Consider the following 19,342-nt stretch of genomic DNA (forward strand, 5'->3'; position numbering starts at 1 on the left):
CCTGAGCCAGGATCAAACTCTCCAATAAAGTATTGAAAAGAGCGATAAGCTCATTTTGAATCTGACGAGATTAAAAATCTCATTTGTGCTCCAGTCGATTCAAGCCAAGGCTTGTCTCGAACTTTTGCATTCATTCTGCAAGCAGAATGTTCACTCACTCGTTGTTCAGTTTTCAAAGATCAAACTTGTTTCGTTATTTCTTTTGTTTCCCTTGTCAGCCGTGTGTTTCAGCGGCGACTTAAATAATATATCATACGGCTGAATGTAATGCAACAGTTTTTTTCATTTCTTTTCTTTAGTAGTTTTTTATTAGCTAAAGCTATCATTATCCGTTCCCTATCTTGTCCTATCATATTAGGTTACGCTCATAGGGTACAAATATTTTAACACATTTATGAAAGGGTTTACAATAACTTCTTAATAAAATACTTTCTATTATTTCCTGAGCAACTATCCCCGTTATTCGCAACTCAATGTTCACTCTAGGTCAGAGGGAAGCCAGCTCTGTATTACAGAGCTGGCTTCCCTCTGATATAACAGGTACCTCACTTATTGATCAATCGCAATCCCCAGGTTAGTTTTGTATCCATGGATTACGACGCTTTTTATCGGATTTCCGTTGGTTGGAAGTAGCTGTACCCTCTCTGGATGTTTTCCCGGACACGGATACCTTGGATTTATTTTTCAGAGGAGCCTTGCTTGTTCTGCGTTTTGCAGCTGCCGGCTTATTCCCTGCTTGTTTGGACTTCCCTTCCGAATCTGATCCAACCTCTTCAATTGCTACCTGACTTAAGTTAGCCTCTTCACGCCCCCCTTTTTTACCACCCTTGCCTTGCTCTTGAGGAGGATACATTTCACCAAATGCTCCTAGCGGGGACGGCGGAACCATGTTCTGAGTAGGGTACGGATTCTGATAAGCATACTCAATCGGCTGGTTTGGCATCGTTGATGTGGACATTTCAGGCGGCATACCGTACGAAGGACCATACATATTCCAAGCCGGATCCTGATAACCATGAGAAGGATAAGTATACTGAGGCATATGTGTATGTGAGCTACATCCGCATGGAGGGTACGGAAGCATTGAGTATGGAGATATGAAAGGCGGCTGATGATTCATATGACTAGGTGCTGCATACGTTGGGAATGGACTATTCACTTCGCCAGCTGGCGCAATCGGAAATGAGTTGTTTTGCATTTCTGCGGACAGATTCGGCATAACGTTATTGTGGTTATAACCCTGCTCCGCGCCAGTCCACGGACTGTTAGGTAGATCACTGCCACTATAAGGACTAACTTCCGGAATCCCTGGAAACGACGCATTGTTACTCGCTCCTGCCGTGTACATGTCTTGCTGAGCACTATATACCTCTTGTACAGGAACCGGGATTTGAACATAAGGGTGCTCGGCAGGCGCATAATGCAACTTATTACCACAACCACAAGGCTTTTTCGTTGCTGGTGCAACCTCAGTTGGAGACTTTGTATTAGGCATTACAGGCAAAGGCATAATTTCAGGTGAAAGATTAGGCATTGTGTATTTCTTGGATTCTGCTACCGGTTTTACATGAACTTCGGGTTTAACCTCTTCTTTTTTGTGTGTTTCCTTTTCGGGTTTCACTTCAGGAAGCTCTGGTAACTGCGGCAGTACCTCCAGTTCTGGCTTCACATTTGGCTTCTCCGTATTGGCTGGTGGTGGAGCAGGAACTGGGACTGGAACAGGAACCTCTGCTACCGGAGCAGGGGGAGTTGGCGCTACTGGAGCCGGTGGTTCCGGTTCTTTGACTCCCGTGTATTCCTTACCTTCAGGTGACAACTTTTCATGAGCAGCAATGTTGCCGGCACCCGAATTAGATGTGCTGTTTCCTTGTGCGTGCATAGATGGAATATAAACTGTTTCCCCCACCAGCAGAGCGTTCGGATTTTTCAACTGTGGATTGGCATTGATCATATCTTTTAAAGGAACTCCCCAGGCTTGTGCCAACTTCCATAACGAATCTCCTTGCTGCACCTTGTGACTGTGGAGAACACCCTCCGGCTTCGGTGTTACTGGCTCTGCAGGGATTTTGACCTTCATGCCAATATCCAGCTTGTCGGGATTTGTGATTTGCGGATTAGCCGCGATCAATTTGTCCAGCGCTACATTGTATTTTTGGGACAGCAGATATAATGTGTCGCCTTTTTTCACCATGTGTATTTTCACAGGGAACTAACCTCCTAGACGTCATACTTGGGCAGTACATTCGCCCATACCGTTACTACATCCTATGCAGAAACCGGGCTAATGACATCAACTAAACAAAAAAAATCCTCCTGTCTCCAAAATCCCCATACACAAGGTATGCAGAATTTTATCGGACAAGGAGGATTCATGTTCCCTATATTATGCAATTCTAACTTAAGATTCCCACACTTTATATCCATCTTTGTCAACAATCTGACGGAATGCTTCCAGCAGTCTCAGCGTTACCGGACCTGCTACTCCCGTGCCAATTGTTCTTCCATCCACTTCATATGCAGCGATAACTTCTGCAGCTGTCCCGGTGAAAAAGACTTCGTCTGCGATATACACATCATGCAGGGTGAATGGCACTTCTTTTAATTCAAGCTCAAGTTCGCCACATAGATCAATAATCGCTTGACGTGTAATCCCTTCAAGTGCTCCGAGATAACAAGGCGGCGTGTACACTACACCATTTTTGATGATGAAGATGTTATCACTTGAACCCTCAGTAACGTAACCTTGGGAATTCAGCATAATTGCTTCACCAGCACCTGAATAGTTAGACTGGATTTTAACCAGGATGTTATTCAGATAGTTCAATGATTTAATTTTAGGATTCAATGCGTCCGGAATGTTCCGGCGTTGGGATACGGACACGGCTTTCAATCCAGTAAGATACGCTTCCTCCGGATAGATCGCCAATTGCTCCACGATGATGATTACGGATGCCTTAGGGCAACGTAACGGGTCCAACCCCAGATTGCCAGGGCCACGCGATACAATAAGACGAATATAACCATTACGCATATCATTGCGGCGCACCGTTTCAGCCATGACTTCCAGCATCTCATCAATGGACAGCGGAATGTTCAAACTAATGGATTTTGCCGAATCATACAAACGATCCAAGTGGGCCTTACATCTGAAAATATTTCCGTTATAGATCCGAATACCTTCGAAAATTCCGTCTCCATACAAAAATCCATGGTCATATACCGAAACGGTTGCGTTCTCCTTGGTCACATACTGACCATCCAAATAGATCCATTGTTCTGCCACTGATGACTGCACCTCCATAAAATATCCATTCCCTGTACTCCGAAACGTTATTAACCCGTCCATTGTACACCAAATGACAAGCCATTACTCGCTCATTCTACCCCGACTTATGACAACCTTCTAACATTCCCAAACACCATCAGGTCAATTATATCGAAGGATATGTATAACAAGGATAGCTACCCAGAACACGCACCTGACAATTCAATGCTTCAATCTCCGCCATGGCTGCGGTAAGCAATACCGAATCGACCGTTTCCACAACATCAATGTAAAAATAGTAACTGCCCAATCGTTTCTTCGTTGGACGAGATTCGAGACGGGTCAAGTTCAGCTTCCGCCATGCAAAAGCTGACAATACCTGATGCAACGCACCCGGTGCATCTTCTGGCAACGTCACCAGCAAGCTGGTTTTTACATGATCCGGTTCACGTGGAATGTTCACAGGTTCATGGCCGATGAGCACAAAACGGGTGTAGTTGTTGTCATGATCTGTAACCCGTTCAGCCATAATGTCCAAGTCATGCTTCTGAGCAGCAAGCTTTGTACCGATCGCCACCCAGCCCTTACCCGGATTTTTTTTCACAATTTCTACAGCTTCAGCTGTACTGTTCACACCTTCAAGGTCCGCCCCATGCGAATGTAGCCGAATAAAGTTCTGACACTGCGGAATAGCCACAGGATGAGACATAATCTTGGTGATTTTACTAAAATCATACTCGCCACTCTCTGTCTTAAATTCCGAGCCATGTCCAATCACATTCTGGATGGATGGGTATACCCACTCTGCTTGCATCGGAATATCCACTTCATTTACAAGCCAGTCCATATGAAGACTAACGGAACCCTCAATGGTATTTTCAATCGGAATGACACTGTATTGTGCAATCCCGCTATCCGTTGCTCTAAACACGTCCGAAATCAGCTTGGAATGAAGCAAATCTAATGGTTCTCCGTTGAAAAGGAAATCAATTGCCTCATGAGAGACTGAGCCTTCAGGTAATACTGCAATTCGTTTCATGCATTAACTTCCCCTTTGATTCTGTCCAGAAAAGGACGTTCGTCTTGATCAGGCAGCACGGTTACACCGTCCAAATCCGGATCGAGCCACAGTGCAGAAGCAGATATGCCCTCCCGCTCCATGGTGTCCAGCAAATATCGTTCCAATCCCGCTTTCCGGGTGTCATGACGATCTACCAAAGTCAATACGGTCGGGCCAGCTCCGCTCAAGGCAGCTCCCAACGCTCCATGTTCAACAGCATGTTCCAATATCTCAGCCATGCCTGGCACCAATGATGCCCGATATGGTTGGTGAATTCGATCTGACATCGCCTTCTGAATCATATCCAGTCGTCCACTCGCCAAAGCGGCAACGAGTAGAGAGGATCTGCTAATATTATGCACCACATCAGACATGCCTAATTGCTCTGGAATTACATTCCTCGCTTTTGAAGTAGATAGCTGGAATTCAGGTACAATAACCAAAGCCTGCAGATCTTGGTGTGGTTCAATACGTATATGATCTACCTGTTGTCCATTCCATGCAGCCGTAATAATACCGCCATACAGAGATGCTCCCACATTATCAGGATGCTTCTCGAGAGATGTGGCCATATCTAGAAGCTTCGCATCGGATAAAGGAGCACCAATTAATGCATTCGCTGCTGCCAATGCACCAACGATGGCTGATGCACTGCTCCCGAGCCCTCGCGTAAGCGGAATATCGGAATACATGGAAATCTCCAATTCAGGGATGGATACCCCAGCTTCATTGAATACCATCTGTGCAACTTCGTAAATCAAATTCGATTTGTCTGTTGGCAGGCCTGTCAAATGATCGCCGTGAAGATGAAATGTCGTCTGCTTGGCAGGTTTCATTTCCAACCAGGCATACAAAGACAATGCCATGCCCAGGGTATCAAACCCCGGACCTAGATTGGCTGTGCTTGCAGGTATTTTTACAGTTACCTTTTCACGCAAACTCATACAGATTGCTGCTCCAGTTGTGCAATGGCCGCCATTACTGCTTCTTCCGTATCTTCAACAACAAGTGGCTCAGTCGCTACTGTTTTGATCGCAATATTAGGATCTTTCAGGCCATTACCTGTCAGTACACAAACGACAGTCTCTCCGCCTTTAAAGTACCCTTCACTCTTCAGTTTGTATACACCGGCAAGTGAAGCCGCAGAAGCAGGTTCAGCAAAAATCCCTTCCCGAGAAGCAAGTGTACGATACGCTGTCAGGATTTGTTCATCCGTTACATAGTTGATCTGTCCACCAGATTCCTCAGCTGCAGCTACTGCCGTTTTCCAGCTCGCCGGATTACCGATTCGAATCGCTGTTGCTACTGTTTCAGGTTCAAGGATCGGCTCACCTTTGACAATGGCCATCGCACCTTCTGCTTCGAACCCAACCATACGTGGAAGTGTGCTGGACTTACCTGCCTCTTTATATTCTTTGAAACCTTTCCAATAAGCCGAGATATTCCCCGCATTACCGACTGGAATAGCCAGAACGTCAGGCGCTTCGCCAAGTTGTTCAATTACTTCAAATGCTGCTGTCTTCTGACCTTCAATCCGGAACGGATTCACAGAGTTTACAAGCGTGATCGGATGTTTGGCTGTGATCTCACGCACAATCTCCAGTGCACGGTCAAAATTACCATTGATCGCAATCACCTTAGCTCCATAGATCATGGCTTGGGCCAGTTTACCCAGTGCAATGTTGTTATTCGGGATCAGTACGATACAATTGAGGCCACCACGTGCGGCGTAGGCCGCTGCAGCTGCTGACGTATTACCTGTGGATGCACACATGATCGTACGGCTGCCCTCTTCCATAGCTTTGGCAACAGCCATAACCATACCGCGGTCTTTGAAAGATCCCGTAGGGTTCAAACCTTCATACTTGAAATAAACATTCAAACCGAGTTCCTCAGACAGATTCTCTGCATGAATCAACGGTGTATTTCCTTCCTGAAGCGTAAGCAGGGGTGTATTTTCATTAACTGGAAGGTGCTCTCTGTACGTTTGCAAAAGTCCTTGATATCTCATTGTGGGTAAACTCCTTTATGTTTTGATAATCTGAAATGATGACCTGTTGAACCAGATATGATTAACTTGTACGTTATAACTGAAATAATTGAGATGTATGGAGTACGGACAATTACCCTTCCACCCGATAGACACTCTTAATGCGGCGAATGACGCTGAGTGATTCAAAATGTTTTAACACTTTATCCATGCTTGCCTTACTTGCATTATGTGTAACGATAATGATCTCGGCATCCGGGTTGTGCTCATTCGGCTGTTGAACAACCGACGCCAGACTGACATCATACTCTGCGAAAATTTGTGTGATTTGTGCCAATACACCGGCTTTATCGTCTACGTGTAGTAAAATAAAGTTTTTCGACACAATCTGCTCGTCGCTTTGCAGTCGCTTCGTCTTATAAGGCACAATTGCTTTGAGACCGTTCACGCCAAGTTTAAGGTTTTTGGTAACCGCCACAATGTCAGCTACAACCGAAGTTGCCGTTGGGAGTTCTCCCGCACCTGCACCGTAGAACATCGTCTCCCCTACAGCTTCACCGTGTACATATACTGCGTTGAACACACCGTTGACTGAAGCAATCGGGTGATTTTGTCTAACCATCGTCGGCTGAACGCTGATCGTGATCTCATCGCCAATACGGTCCGCAATACCAAGTAACTTCATCTCATAGCCCAGTCTTTTGGCATACATAATGTCTTCACGGGTTACGGAGGATATTCCTTTAACGGTTACATCCTTCAACTCCACATTGGTACGGAAACCGAGTGTACTCAAGATCGCCATTTTGCGAGCTGCGTCAAGTCCCTCCACATCGGAAGTTGGATCCGATTCGGCGTATCCCAGAGCTTGTGCTTCAGCCAGTACTTCTTCATAGGATGCACCTTCCTGACTCATTTTGGTCAGAATAAAGTTCGTTGTTCCGTTCACAATCCCCATAATGCGAGTAATCCGGTCAGAAGAAAAACCTTCAATCAGCGTACGAATGATCGGAATCCCTCCAGCAACACTCGCCTCATAGAACACGTCACATTGTTTTTCCTGTGCCTTCGCCAAAATCTCTGTACCATGCAGTGCCATAAGATCTTTGTTTGCTGTTACGATATGTTTCCCACGTTCCAACGCTTCAAGAATATACTCCTTCGTCTGATCAATGCCGCCCATGACTTCAACGATGACATCAATATCCGGATGCCGAATGACTTCCCAAGGATCTTCCGTAAGCTTGGCACGGTCTACAGCAATAACACGTTCTTTCTCCGTATTTTTCACTGCGATCTTCTCGATGACAATCGGCGATCCAACCTGACTGCTCAGATCCTCCTGATTCCCTTCCACAATGCGAACGACTCCCGTTCCGACAGTTCCCAGACCCAACAATCCGACTTTTACTGGTTTCACTAACGATCTACCCCCTAATGTCTATTCTTGTCCGTCAGTCCTGTATGTTAAAGCCTAATTACCCTTGGCCTACAATACGTGTACGTCTTACTCCAGGCATATCTTGCATTCGATCCAGCATTTCACCAATTTCACCATGAAGATGTGTTGTTTCCACCGAAATGACAACATTGGCTCTTCCTTGAAGCGGGATACTCTGATTAATCGTGAGTACATTAGCTCCATAACCAGCTACATGTCCAAGCACACGAGACAAGATACCCGACTGATGCTCCAGATCAATGGAGATCGTTACAATTCTCTCGCGCTCAAGCTGGTTAATCAGATGAATTCCATCTTTGTACTTGTAAAAGGCACTCCGGCTTAATCCGACCTGTTCAACCGCCTCATGCACTGTTTTAACATCACCAGAAGCCAGTAGTTCTTTTACCTGCATGGTCTTCACCACAGCCTCTGGTAAAATATCTTCCCGTACTAAGTAATAGCGTTCGTTCACAGAACGTCCTCTCCTCAAAGACTCATGTATTCATATAGTGGACATTATATAGGATCTATGACAAAAGGGCAATACATGACACGCCTATTTTTTGAAATACGTTCCTCACAGTATACAAGTTTATCCCTCTCCCATGTCAGGAAAAAACAAAAAAAAACGCAGAGTTGCGGGTCAACTTCCCACTTCTCTGCGTTCCTATATCGATCTGTCTCTCCACAGAAGACGGCTACTTAGTAGTAACTGCTGCCTTCCACGAATTCGAATTCAAAGTCTCCAATACGCACGATGGTACCTTCTACAGCTCCGCGCTTACGCAACTCAGCGTCGACACCCATATAACGCAGTGTACGTGCGAGTTTCAGTATGGCTTCATGTGAGTTCAGTTGCATCCGTTTCATCATGCGGTCAATCTTGGCACTTTCGACAACGAACATTTCATTCTCACGCACAATTTTGAAACCATCGTCTTCTTTTTTGTCCAGACTATATACTTTACGTTCAGATACATCTGCTACCTCTTCAACCACTCGCTCGTCTGGAACCTGATCCAGCAGATCAGCTGCACGATACAGAAGTTCTTGAATCCCTTTCCGGGTCAAGGATGAAATTGGCATCACTTCAATATCAGGTTGAACTTCACGAACTTGCTGTAAAAATTGCTCCAGGTTCGCTTCAGAGTCTGGCATATCCATCTTGTTAGCTGCTACAATTTGCGTTCTCTCGGCGAGAAGCGGATTGTACAACTTCAATTCGTCATTGATTTTCTGCCAGTCTTCAAAAGGATCGCGTCCTTCCGAACCCGACATATCTACGACATGAACAATAATACGAGTACGCTCGACATGACGCAGGAACTCATGTCCCAATCCGACCCCTTCATGCGCACCTTCAATCAGTCCAGGCAAATCGGCCATGACAAAGCTTCGGCCTTCTCCTACACCGACTACACCCAGATTCGGTGTAATGGTTGTGAAATGGTATGCACCGATCTTTGGCTTGGCTGACGAAACGACAGAAAGCAATGTGGATTTCCCGACACTCGGGAAACCAACCAAACCAACATCTGCCATAACTTTCAGTTCGAGTACGATGTAACGCTCTTGTCCTTCTTCACCGTTCTCGGCAAGTTCAGGTGCAGGATTGTTCGGTGTAGCAAATCGGATGTTACCCCGTCCACCCCGTCCACCACGAGCAATAACAACCTGTTGACCGTGACGTGTCATATCCGCCAGCACTTCTCCACTGTCTTCATCCAAGATGATCGTTCCTGGTGGAATGCGCACAATCATGTTCTCCGCGTTTGCACCATGCTGACTTTTATTACGCCCCTTCTCACCACGTGGGGCCTTGAAGTGACGCTGGTAACGGAAATCCATCAACGTACGCAAACCTTCATCCACGCGGAAAATGATGTCAGCTCCTCTGCCTCCATCGCCCCCGGCAGGTCCGCCGTTTGGTACATATTTCTCACGACGGAACGAAATAATTCCGTCCCCTCCGTCTCCGGCTTTTACATAAATCTTCGCTTTATCTACAAACATTGGTTAACCCCTTCTTCCTATATTCCACACGGCATTCTGAATTGTATAAACGTATCCTCAGACGGAAACTGCTCCGTTCTGACTTTTTTTCCTTTGAGTACGGCAGTAAGCTGCCGCAGTGTTTCCGGATCGGGTGTTTGATCCCCATCCAGTCGGACAACCACATCTCCATGATCCTGTCCGAAGTTCAAGGTCAGTTTGCGAACCTCTCCCCAAGAAGACCGGCCGCCGCCATATTGATAGGCCCTGATTGCATCAGCAATCGCCCCGGTAAGTGACTCGCCATCCTCGGGAGAGACCAGAGCACTAAGCTGCAACTCATCTTCTATTTCCACATGCAAGTCCAGCGCAATTCCACTGGCGCGAAAAGACTGAAGATAAAATACGAGGGAAGGAATGCCTAATCTGGAGATTCGGCTTTCTTCTGTAACCCGCTCTTTTATTCTTTCCACACATTGCAATGATTTATCAAGTTTGCCCAGCCGAAGATATCCATATAACACCTGAAGGTCGTTCATCCAGTCGTGTCGATGATGATTTAATGAAGCAATTGCTGTTTTTTCCATGGATTGTATGATGGTTCTGCGTTCCGCCTCCGCCTGTTTCTTCATCGCATTCACAGAAATGAGCAATACTGCGACGGACCACAATGCGCACACGACGCTTGAGATCATCGCCGGATACAACATAACGAAAACCAAAGGAATCAGAAGTGAACATGCCGCAATCCACGGCACTCTTTTCCAAGATTTCATGGCTTCTCCCCGTTCTACAAAACTCGGTTGGTCTACACCCACCGTAACCAAGTATAACATGTCTTTTCTGCCAGTTCATTATCGAATAACCGTTGAATACAAAAAACCTTCGGCAAAAATGCCGAAGGCTCCTTAGGCGGAATGCCGATATTACGCTTCTACTGCTGCTGCTACAGGAGCAACATTAACAGGATAGATGCTTACTTTTTTGCGATCGCGTCCCCAACGTTCGAATTTTACAACGCCGTCGATTTTCGCGAACAAAGTGTCATCTTTACCGATGCCAACGTTAGTTCCTGGGTGAATTTTCGTTCCGCGTTGGCGAACGAGAATGCTACCACCAGTTACAGTTTGACCATCAGCACGTTTAACACCCAGACGTTGAGCATTACTGTCACGTCCGTTCTTCGTGGAACCTACACCTTTTTTCGATGCGAATAACTGAAGATTTAATTTCAACATGATTGGTTGTCCTCCTTCTTTGCTTATTTGAATTGCTGTATTTTAATATACTTCCCGTATGACTCTGCAATATTAGAGAGCATAACCACCATGGATTCGAGTAACAATTGTACCTGGGACCAGGTTTCCCCTCTCTCTAACAAAGGTAAAGAACCGCTTAAAAAGCCATTCTTCATCTTGGCATCCATTTCGACACCGGTCAATGTTTCAATCGAGTTCACCGTACCCACTGTAACAGCGGATACCCCGGCACATACGATGTCTACTCCCCGCTTGGCAAAATTAGCATGCCCTTCAATGGAAAAACGTTCGATGTTCCCGTCCTCATCACGAAAGATTTGAACGATAATCACTTATCGCACCTTCTTTACGCTTTGATTGTTTCGATAGTTACTTTAGTGTACGGTTGACGGTGACCTTGCTTCACATGGTAGTTCTTTTTAGGTTTGTATTTGTATACGATAACCTTTTGTCCTTTGCCATGTTTCTCCACTTTAGCCGTTACAGTAGCTCCGGAAATCAATGGTGTACCTGCTGTCAAACCTTGATCGTTAGATACAGCCAGGACACGGTCGAACGTTACGCTTTCGCCATCGTTCGCAGTCAATTTCTCGATGAACAGAACATCGCCCTCTTGGACTTTGTACTGTTTGCCGCCTGTTTCAATAATTGCGTACATTTGCCTTGCACCTCCTCATGTCTCAGACTCGCCCGTTCTCAGGTGACAGTGTCCTTGCAGAACTGTTCTTATACCCGGCCAGTGCGGTTACAGCATGTGCAAGACCATTAGGCTAAACACATACTTGAAGATTATATCACGCAATATATCAAAAATCAATGCAAAGGTGAAATATATCTTTTTCCCGTACCATGGCAGGAAGAACACGGCTCCACATAGGGCAGCGTACTTTCTTCCCGCACTTTCTTACGGGTAAGTTCGAGCAAGCCCAGCTTGGTCCAACCCATTACAAACGCTTTGGTCCGATCCTTCTTGAGCTCACCCTCCAAGGTTGCCGCGACTTCATGCCGATTCGAGGCTTCCTCCATATCAATGAAGTCGACAATAATCATGCCACCGATATCCCGCAGGCGCATTAGACGGGCAATCTCCACTGCTGCCTGTATGTTGGTCTCTGTCACGGTCTCTTCCAGACTGTCACCGCCAGCTCCCGTATATTTACCCGTGTTCACATCCACTACAGTCAGAGCTTCGGTATGATCAATGACAATGTATCCGCCTCCGGGCAACCACACTTTCCGGGCAAAATCTTTATTCAACTGTTCCTGCACACCATAGGCAGCAAAGATGGATTCTGTTCCCCGATACACCTGTACTTTGGGTTGATGACCAGGACTAATCTCTTCGAGCAATGCTTTTACCTCACGGGCTTGTCCTTCACTATCAGTGATGACTTCGTCACTCCCTGGTGTATACACATCTCTGATGATTCGCTGTACCATGCTATGATCCCGATGCAAGAGGCTTGGTGAAGGCAAACTGTCCGCTTTTTCACGAATCAGACACCACTGCGCGCGTAATGTTTCCAAGTCCGACTTAATGGCTTCATGCTGCTCTTCTCCAGATACGGTTCGAATAATAAGTCCTTCTTCATCCCGCCTCAGTTGCTCCCCAAGTGCCTTAAGACGGGAACGATCCCCTTCACGGGCAATTTTCTTGGATACCGCTACATAGTCAGCAACAGGCATGTAGACAAGCCAACGGCCCGGGAGTGAATAATGAGTCGTCACCCGGGCTCCCTTGCCTCCTACCGGTTCTTTCAGAACCTGAACAATGACTTCCTGACCCGGACGAAGCAACTCCGAGATGGAAGGCTTCACCTTGGACTGTTTCTCCAGATGAGGATGCAACACATCGTCCACATAAAGAAACGCATTCTTTTTCTGACCAATATCCACAAAAGCAGCCTGCATACCCGGTAACACATTCACGACCCGTCCCTTGAAAAAGGAACCCAGCAGTCCACGCTCGCGTGTACGCTCTGCCGTAAATTCCACAGCTTTGCCTTCTTCCAGAAGCGCCATTTGCATGAGGTTATGTTCATTATGTACTATCATTTGTTTCATGGCTTCACCTCTAGAAGACAATTCAATTCATCCACATCCATTTCAGTATCTTTGCAATTCTCATTGTACATGTATTAACCCATTTCAGAACAGGTCCACCAGAACTCTACAATTTATCACCATTTTGTTGAAAATAGGAACCGATAATCCGTTGCTCAGGCAAGACGGCCATAATTCGACCCTGTCTGTTCATCACGTATACCATATGGTATCTTTCTCTCTTTAATAGACGCAAAATAGTGTCCAAAGGTTTCGCTGGAAATGAGATTATTGGCTGCGCCAAACTGCCAGTAGCCGCGTGACGAGCGAACGCACCCTCTCGATTCATAAGAAAACGAATAAAGCGATAGGGCACATTTCGGTAATCCGTTACGTTGGAATAGAACAAAAAAAGGCCGATTAACAGAATGTTTAACGGTAAGCCATAGTCTCCAGTAAACCATCGGCTGATCGCATACAAAACAACCCCTACGCTACACAGGATGCTAATTCTGTAAGTCCACATTAAAGTTGTATAGTAGGGTGCCCACAGACTGACAAGTGCTTGAACAATTTTACCTCCGTCCAAAGGAAGTACAGGCAGCAGATTAAATAGGGCAATGAGCAGGTTCCCCTGAATGATATAGTTGAGAAAAACCGGGTCGCCGAGATTGCTATACTGCAACAGCATAACCACGCCAACCATCAGCATGTTTTGTAATGGACCTGCCAGAGCAATGATGATTTCCCGGTAGGCCGTGATCTTACCTCCATCTTCGATAACCGCTACTCCTCCAAAAGGAAGCATCTGGATCGACAAGACACGATAGCCCAGAAGGGCAGCAGCCGCAGCATGTCCACATTCATGAATAAATACGATGGCAAACAACGTAATAAGCTCAATAAAATGTCCAGTCAGAAGGGAGGCCATCATGATAATTACAAAAAACGGATGAAACGTAATGCGTACTCCCCACACCCTAATCAAGGGCAACGACTTCCGCCGGGTCTACGTACTCCTCCCCCTCTTTGACTGCAAAATAGAGCGTGGCCGGTTGTTCACCACCCGTAGCCTTAAGACTCCCCACTGGATTCCCCGCTTCCACCCAGTCATTCACATTCACTTCACTTTCGTTCAGCCGACCGTATATTGCAGTGACATTACCTGTATGTTGGATGACAACTGTGAATCCACTTGCTGCATCTCCGATAACCTCCATGACACGCCCAGCATCCGAACTTGCGACCTGTATAAGTTCTGCACCTGCGGCATCCGGAACGATCTCAATTCCCTTCATGCTCAGCGCGAATGGCTGAACAACTGTGCCTGAGATCGGTTTGCCCAGTAACTGCCTTACTTTCAATCCGTTCACGGCATCCGTCGTATGTCCGAGGACCGGAAGAAACGAAGGTGTTCCTCCAAAATGCCGTTCATACCAGGCCGCGGCTGAGGCAAAATCCATATCCCGATGGAGTGCATCCGCAATTACTGTTTTGGGTGATGTCGTCCACGATGTATCCAACTGAAATAGCCCCCATACTCCGCCAAATATCAAAGCGCTAATAACCGTCCGTTTGAGAAGTGACTTGAACAGGTTGAATCTCGAATGCCCCCCTGGAACGAAATGACCATTCTCTTTTTTCCACAACCATTCCGGATCTCTTTCCTGTATCCCCTCACTAGGCGTAAATGGTTTTGGGTGTATGATCTCATTCTTGTCCAACAGTGAACCTAATTTCTGCTCCTGTAAGACCTCCACAGTGGCACCATCCATCAGTCGCCGAATGCGTTCTTCTCGTCTCTGCTTGATTCTGAGTTTCGTGTTCATGGAATGTCCTCCCGCCGAGGCTTGTTTACTACATCCTATGAAGAGGCGCTTGATAATATGAACAAGCCTGCCCGCAGGTAACAAAAAAAGCCGGGCTATGAGCCACGGCTGTCATGTAATTGCTTTATGAATAAGTTCGTTTAACGAGTTAACCCATTCCGAAGAACTTTTTGAAACGAGTGAAAGCTCCCTTTTTCTGCTCCAGCTGCATCAATGGGACCGTATCTCCCAGAATGCGTCGTGCGATATTTCGATACGCAATCGCTGCAAGTGAATCCGGATTCATGACCGTAGGTTCTCCTGAATTGGCAGCTTTGATGACCAGTTCATCATCAGGCACGATGCCAATCAGGTCAATATTAAGTACTTGTAAAATACCATCGATATCTAACATGTCACCCGATTTAACCATATTATTGCGAATTCGATTCACCACCAGCTTTGGTGATTGAATGTGTGAACTCTCCAGCAGGCCGATGACACGATCCGCATCACGCACTGCAGCATTTTCCGGTGTAGTGACCACGATGGCCTGATCTGCTCCTGCTACCGCATTTTTGAAACCCTGCTCTATACCGGCTGGGCAATCAATAATGACGTATTCAAAATCTTTTTTCAATTCAAGGATAATATCCTTGACCTGCTCTGGTGATACTGAGTTTTTGTCTCTCGTCTGCGCCGCAGGCAACATGTATAATTCTTCGAAACGCTTGTCTTTGACCAAAGCCTGATTCAGACGGCAGCGGCCGTCCGCAACGTCGCACAGATCGTAAATAATACGGTTTTCGAGTCCCATCACGACATCCAAATTACGAAGGCCGATATCGGTATCTACCAGACAAACCTTTTTGCCGAGCAGCGCCAGCGCTGTCCCGATGTTTGCCGAGGTGGTTGTTTTACCCACGCCGCCTTTACCCGAAGTGATCACGATCGCCTCTCCCATGAGCTACACTCCTTTAAACACATTAAAATCTCGGCGTAACCGAACGATATTGCTCATTTTGTCTATCTGCATCTGATTGTCCTGTAAGTAAGCAAATTCCATTCCGGTCTCTCGGCTCTCCCATTCATCGGGAGGACGACTGATGATATCCGCAATCCGCAGCTGCGTCGGTGCAAATACCGAAGCGGCAATGATCGCTTCCTCGTCCCCGCCAATTCCGGCATGAGCCATACCTCTGAGTGAACCCAACACATATATATCTCCGGTACACGTCACTGTGCCCCCCGGATTGATATCCCCAAGAAACAGGAGATTTCCTTCATGATGAAGCACCTGACCTGAACGCACCATACCACACATGGTTACAATCGGCGGCGGTCCTTTAACCTCCGGTTGGAGTGCAGGTGAGTCGATGGATCGGATAAGAAGATTCCCTTTTTGCTTCAATATATCGAGGATTGCTTCTTTCTGGTCCTCTGTCACTTCGCGGGCACCCAACTTGATATCCACATGAACAATCGGTCCGGTCAAAATATTTTGATGGCTGTGTTCCAGCTTATAGCGGAGCTCATAGAGCAATTCCTCGAATTCACATTGATCGTCCAACAGGAAAACCAGGCCGTCTCGGATGCCTTTAATCGTTACGTGATTCGATTTTACCGTCATAAGCCTGTCCCTCCCATCTCATTACATTTCGTGCCCGGGGCCCCAAGTTCCTGCTTTGCGCTCCATAAATGTATTTAGGAAGCTTCTTCTGTCTTGCTCCGTCTCTTGCCGATCCGCTCCAGTTGTTTCCGAAGCGGGACATATATGATCAAGGCAAACACAAAATGAATGAACAAATTAGGAATCATGTATTCAATCAACGCCCAGTCAAAGGTCACGTGGTTAAGTTGGAAGAGCTTGTACAGGAAGAATAGCATGGTGTCATTAAGCAGACTTCCCAAAATGACAACCGATACCATAACCGGCAGTGGTGCACGTGGTGCTTGAAAAATGAGTCCCATCATATATGCCGATAATCCCATCGAGAATCCATAAGGTCCAATCATCTCGCCGTAGAATACAACGTCATGCAATAGTCCAAAAAATATACCGAGCACTAGTGCCGTGTGTCGATGATGATATACAGCAATAAACAAAATGACGATATAGACCAGATTGGCAGAAATACGCATCTGCCAGCCAGAAGGGATGAGCAGCGGCAAAATTGTGCCTTCTGCAATGAACAAAACGAATAGTAACAGGAACAAAACTTGCTTGCGCGTTACCATTATTCTTTTACCTCAGGCGGGATAATGACAATCAGCTCTTTCCAATCAAGGAAGCTTGCGTATGGTTTGATAATCGCAGTCCGAGTTAAACCGTACTCCCCAACTTCAACCTTTTCCACTTCACCAATCCGCATATACTTGGGAAAGTTATTGATGATTCCCGAAGAGATGATCTCATCACCCTTTTTGATGTTTGAATCCTCCGAGATTTTGGTCATCTTGAGCATGCCCGTCTTCGGATCGTAGCTCTCAATCATACCAAACACTTTCTCTTTACCTACTGCCGTTGCTGCAATGGCATTGGATGTCGGATCATTGGCGTCCATGGACGTTAACAGATTAACCGTTGATGTATATGAGCTGACATGACTGATCACGCCGACCAGCCCTTCCTGGGAGGTAACGGCCATCCCCGGCTTGATTCCCGCATTTTCACCGATATCAATGTTAATGGTTCTGCTGTTTGGATCCGAATTGGCACTGATAACTTGGGCTATTCGAGAACCGTAATTATAGCGATTCTTCTGTTCTTCGGTGAAATTGAGCGCTTTCTGAAGCTGCTCATTCACTTGCTCCATATCATTGTACTTCAGCCGATCGCGGGTATAGTGACCCATCGCGATACGAAGCTCTTCGTTCTCTTCATATACCGTACGCATGTTCGCTACATCTTTGAAAAAGCCCGCTACATAGGAAGCGGGCTTGTAAAATACGTATTGTACAAATCCAACTGAATCCTTCAGGAATTTCTCCGGCCAGGATAGAGTGGTTCGCGGACTGAGCGTAAAGCCCATTAACGCGATAAATGTAACAAGGCCCACCAGCAAAACAAAAAGTCTTTTGTTGCCTAGCAGTTTAAACAGTTCGAACACCCTCTAACATCCATATTCTCTTCCGAGCCATGCCCGGCGGGGAGACTGTCAGACCTGTAGTCCCTGCGAGAATATCAGCCGATCCTCCCCTGTTAAGCGGGTAATAGCTCATCCCCGGGGTTAACCGGGTCCTCTATAAAAATATTTTGCCACTTGGTCGCTATGCCAAGTTAGGCAAATACCAATTAACGTTTGGAACGAACTGCCGAACTGCTTCTGCTTTTGAACAAATGAATATTCTCAAGCGCTTTACCTGTTCCGATCGCTACACAATCCAGCGGGTTCTCAGCCACAATGACAGGCATTCCTGTCTCACCAGCGAGAAGCTTGTCCAGGTTGCGAAGCAACGCCCCACCACCTGTAAGAACGATACCCCGATCCATGATATCGGCAGCAAGTTCAGGCGGGCATTTTTCCAGTGTTACTTTTACCGCTTCAACAATTGCATTCACGGTATCAGCCAGCGCTTCACTGATCTCGTCCGAAGTAATCGTAATTGTCTTCGGCAGACCTGTTACAAGGTCACGTCCACGAATTTCCATCGTTTCTACTTGTTCCAATGGCATAGCTGATCCGATGTCCATCTTCAATTGCTCCGATGTACGCTCACCGATCATGAGATTGTATTGGCGTTTGATGTACTGGATAACGGATTCATCCATCTCGTCACCTGCTACACGAACCGAACGGCTCGTTACAATACCACCAAGAGAGATAACAGCCACTTCCGTTGTACCGCCACCAATATCGACAACCATACTACCCGTTGGTTCCCATACAGGCAGATCTGCACCGATTGCAGCAGCAAAAGGCTCTTCAATCGTATAGGCTTCACGTGCTCCAGCCTGTTTGGTTGCATCTTCAACCGCACGTTGTTCTACTGCCGTGATCCCGGATGGTACACATACCATCACGTTTGGATGACGCTGGAACATGGAGCGTTGTTTTTGCGCCTCACGGATGAAATATTTGATCATCGTTGCCGTTGTATCAAAATCGGCTATAACGCCATCTTTCATTGGACGAATGGCACGAATGTTACCTGGTGTACGTCCAATCATTTTTTTGGCGGCTTCACCTACTGCCTCGATGCTATTTGTATCTGTCCGTATAGCGACAACCGAAGGTTCTCGCACCACAATTCCTTTTCCTCGTACATAAACCAACGTATTTGCTGTCCCCAAGTCAATACCCAAATCTTTCGTAAAACCACCAAACATAACATAATCTCCTTTTCTGCCTCATATAGCCGCTCCATTCTGATCCAGAGCGTAATAATTTTATTCCCACGCAATACGTGGAGCTAATATTCGCATTTGTTTTTTTGCATTTGTAAAGTGAACCTATCTTTTACGGACAACGCCGTTAACA

At 46.3% G+C, this 19,342-nt stretch carries 20 protein-coding genes and 1 other annotated feature; all 20 genes read right to left on the reverse strand.

Annotated features, from left to right (window positions below):
* Nucleotides 1-574 precede the first annotated feature (574 nt).
* Nucleotides 575-2,203 (reverse strand): LysM peptidoglycan-binding domain-containing protein, encoded by a 1,629-nt coding sequence (locus tag J2X75_RS20120; RefSeq protein WP_310339498.1) that lies wholly within the window; start codon nt 2,201-2,203, stop codon nt 575-577.
* 195 nt (nt 2,204-2,398) lie between these two features.
* Nucleotides 2,399-3,283 (reverse strand): branched-chain-amino-acid transaminase, encoded by an 885-nt coding sequence (gene ilvE, locus J2X75_RS20125; protein ID WP_017692630.1) that lies wholly within the window; start codon nt 3,281-3,283, stop codon nt 2,399-2,401.
* A 148-nt stretch (nt 3,284-3,431) separates the two neighbouring features.
* Nucleotides 3,432-4,304 carry a prephenate dehydratase gene (pheA, locus tag J2X75_RS20130; protein WP_310339503.1) on the reverse strand — a complete coding sequence of 291 codons (873 nt, stop codon included), beginning with the start codon at nt 4,302-4,304 and terminating at the stop codon, nt 3,432-3,434.
* Nucleotides 4,301-5,269: a homoserine kinase gene (gene thrB / locus J2X75_RS20135; RefSeq protein WP_310339505.1), complete on the reverse strand. Its 969-nt coding sequence runs from the start codon at nt 5,267-5,269 to the stop codon at nt 4,301-4,303. Before thrB ends, pheA begins: the two co-directional genes overlap by 4 nt.
* Entirely contained in the window at nt 5,266-6,336 is a 1,071-nt protein-coding gene (thrC, locus tag J2X75_RS20140) for a threonine synthase (protein ID WP_036673546.1), read from the reverse strand. Before thrC ends, thrB begins: the two co-directional genes overlap by 4 nt.
* A 112-nt stretch (nt 6,337-6,448) precedes the next feature.
* The gene (locus J2X75_RS20145; protein WP_133387123.1) at nt 6,449-7,735 is read right to left on the reverse strand and encodes a homoserine dehydrogenase; all 1,287 of its coding nucleotides are present in this window, start codon (nt 7,733-7,735) and stop codon (nt 6,449-6,451) included.
* Between the two features lie 58 nt (nt 7,736-7,793).
* Nucleotides 7,794-8,231 (reverse strand): ACT domain-containing protein, encoded by a 438-nt coding sequence (locus tag J2X75_RS20150; protein WP_017692625.1) that lies wholly within the window; start codon nt 8,229-8,231, stop codon nt 7,794-7,796.
* A gap of 230 nt (nt 8,232-8,461) precedes the next feature.
* Nucleotides 8,462-9,772: a GTPase ObgE gene (gene obgE / locus J2X75_RS20155; RefSeq protein WP_076216952.1), complete on the reverse strand. Its 1,311-nt coding sequence runs from the start codon at nt 9,770-9,772 to the stop codon at nt 8,462-8,464.
* Between the two features lie 17 nt (nt 9,773-9,789).
* Complete coding sequence (locus J2X75_RS20160; RefSeq protein WP_310339510.1) at nt 9,790-10,587, reverse strand: Spo0B domain-containing protein; 798 nt, start codon at nt 10,585-10,587, stop codon at nt 9,790-9,792.
* Nucleotides 10,588-10,677: 90 nt separating this feature from the next.
* Nucleotides 10,678-10,989, reverse strand: a complete 312-nt coding sequence (rpmA, locus tag J2X75_RS20165) for a 50S ribosomal protein L27 (RefSeq protein ID WP_017692622.1) — start codon at nt 10,987-10,989, stop codon at nt 10,678-10,680.
* Nucleotides 10,990-11,012: 23 nt separating this feature from the next.
* Nucleotides 11,013-11,342, reverse strand: coding sequence for a ribosomal-processing cysteine protease Prp (locus J2X75_RS20170; protein WP_310339514.1), 330 nt, complete (start codon nt 11,340-11,342; stop codon nt 11,013-11,015).
* Between the two features lie 14 nt (nt 11,343-11,356).
* The gene (rplU, locus tag J2X75_RS20175; RefSeq protein WP_017692620.1) at nt 11,357-11,668 is read right to left on the reverse strand and encodes a 50S ribosomal protein L21; all 312 of its coding nucleotides are present in this window, start codon (nt 11,666-11,668) and stop codon (nt 11,357-11,359) included.
* A 14-nt stretch (nt 11,669-11,682) separates the two neighbouring features.
* Nucleotides 11,683-11,767 (reverse strand) — a sequence feature (ribosomal protein L21 leader region).
* A 56-nt stretch (nt 11,768-11,823) separates the two neighbouring features.
* The gene (locus tag J2X75_RS20180; RefSeq protein WP_310339516.1) at nt 11,824-13,074 is read right to left on the reverse strand and encodes an Rne/Rng family ribonuclease; all 1,251 of its coding nucleotides are present in this window, start codon (nt 13,072-13,074) and stop codon (nt 11,824-11,826) included.
* A gap of 106 nt (nt 13,075-13,180) precedes the next feature.
* Nucleotides 13,181-14,041 carry a M50 family metallopeptidase gene (locus J2X75_RS20185; protein WP_310339518.1) on the reverse strand — a complete coding sequence of 287 codons (861 nt, stop codon included), beginning with the start codon at nt 14,039-14,041 and terminating at the stop codon, nt 13,181-13,183.
* A complete protein-coding gene (locus J2X75_RS20190; RefSeq protein ID WP_310339520.1) occupies nt 14,034-14,882 on the reverse strand; it encodes a peptidoglycan DD-metalloendopeptidase family protein in 849 nt (282 codons plus the stop codon). Before J2X75_RS20190 ends, J2X75_RS20185 begins: the two co-directional genes overlap by 8 nt.
* A 148-nt stretch (nt 14,883-15,030) precedes the next feature.
* Nucleotides 15,031-15,825, reverse strand: coding sequence for a septum site-determining protein MinD (gene minD, locus J2X75_RS20195; RefSeq protein WP_053783092.1), 795 nt, complete (start codon nt 15,823-15,825; stop codon nt 15,031-15,033).
* A gap of 3 nt (nt 15,826-15,828) precedes the next feature.
* Nucleotides 15,829-16,491 carry a septum site-determining protein MinC gene (gene minC, locus J2X75_RS20200; protein ID WP_017692615.1) on the reverse strand — a complete coding sequence of 221 codons (663 nt, stop codon included), beginning with the start codon at nt 16,489-16,491 and terminating at the stop codon, nt 15,829-15,831.
* A 74-nt stretch (nt 16,492-16,565) separates the two neighbouring features.
* Nucleotides 16,566-17,099 (reverse strand): rod shape-determining protein MreD, encoded by a 534-nt coding sequence (mreD, locus tag J2X75_RS20205; protein WP_036605906.1) that lies wholly within the window; start codon nt 17,097-17,099, stop codon nt 16,566-16,568.
* Nucleotides 17,099-17,971: a rod shape-determining protein MreC gene (mreC, locus tag J2X75_RS20210; protein WP_047841182.1), complete on the reverse strand. Its 873-nt coding sequence runs from the start codon at nt 17,969-17,971 to the stop codon at nt 17,099-17,101. The genes mreD and mreC overlap by 1 nt, the downstream gene beginning before the upstream one ends.
* A gap of 185 nt (nt 17,972-18,156) precedes the next feature.
* A complete protein-coding gene (locus J2X75_RS20215; protein ID WP_017692612.1) occupies nt 18,157-19,191 on the reverse strand; it encodes a rod shape-determining protein in 1,035 nt (344 codons plus the stop codon).
* Nucleotides 19,192-19,342 lie beyond the last annotated feature (151 nt).

The organism is Paenibacillus sp. 2003 (assembly GCF_031455635.1).
GTDB classification, from domain to species: Bacteria; Bacillota; Bacilli; order Paenibacillales; family Paenibacillaceae; genus Paenibacillus; species Paenibacillus amylolyticus_B.

What these genes read in the sequence shown, in the direction of transcription:
- pheA (WP_310339503.1), bottom strand. Translation starts at nt 4,304, where the DNA reads ATGAAACGAATTGCAGTATTACCTGAAGGCTCAGTCTCTCATGAGGCA.
- thrB (WP_310339505.1), bottom strand. Translation starts at nt 5,269, where the DNA reads ATGAGTTTGCGTGAAAAGGTAACTGTAAAAATACCTGCAAGCACAGCC.
- thrC (WP_036673546.1), bottom strand. Translation starts at nt 6,336, where the DNA reads ATGAGATATCAAGGACTTTTGCAAACGTACAGAGAGCACCTTCCAGTT.
- obgE (WP_076216952.1), bottom strand. Translation starts at nt 9,772, where the DNA reads ATGTTTGTAGATAAAGCGAAGATTTATGTAAAAGCCGGAGACGGAGGG.
- J2X75_RS20160 (WP_310339510.1), bottom strand. Translation starts at nt 10,587, where the DNA reads ATGTTATACTTGGTTACGGTGGGTGTAGACCAACCGAGTTTTGTAGAA.
- rpmA (WP_017692622.1), bottom strand. Translation starts at nt 10,989, where the DNA reads ATGTTGAAATTAAATCTTCAGTTATTCGCATCGAAAAAAGGTGTAGGT.
- rplU (WP_017692620.1), bottom strand. Translation starts at nt 11,668, where the DNA reads ATGTACGCAATTATTGAAACAGGCGGCAAACAGTACAAAGTCCAAGAG.
- J2X75_RS20180 (WP_310339516.1), bottom strand. Translation starts at nt 13,074, where the DNA reads ATGAAACAAATGATAGTACATAATGAACATAACCTCATGCAAATGGCG.
- J2X75_RS20190 (WP_310339520.1), bottom strand. Translation starts at nt 14,882, where the DNA reads ATGAACACGAAACTCAGAATCAAGCAGAGACGAGAAGAACGCATTCGG.
- minD (WP_053783092.1), bottom strand. Translation starts at nt 15,825, where the DNA reads ATGGGAGAGGCGATCGTGATCACTTCGGGTAAAGGCGGCGTGGGTAAA.
- minC (WP_017692615.1), bottom strand. Translation starts at nt 16,491, where the DNA reads ATGACGGTAAAATCGAATCACGTAACGATTAAAGGCATCCGAGACGGC.
- mreD (WP_036605906.1), bottom strand. Translation starts at nt 17,099, where the DNA reads ATGGTAACGCGCAAGCAAGTTTTGTTCCTGTTACTATTCGTTTTGTTC.
- J2X75_RS20215 (WP_017692612.1), bottom strand. Translation starts at nt 19,191, where the DNA reads ATGTTTGGTGGTTTTACGAAAGATTTGGGTATTGACTTGGGGACAGCA.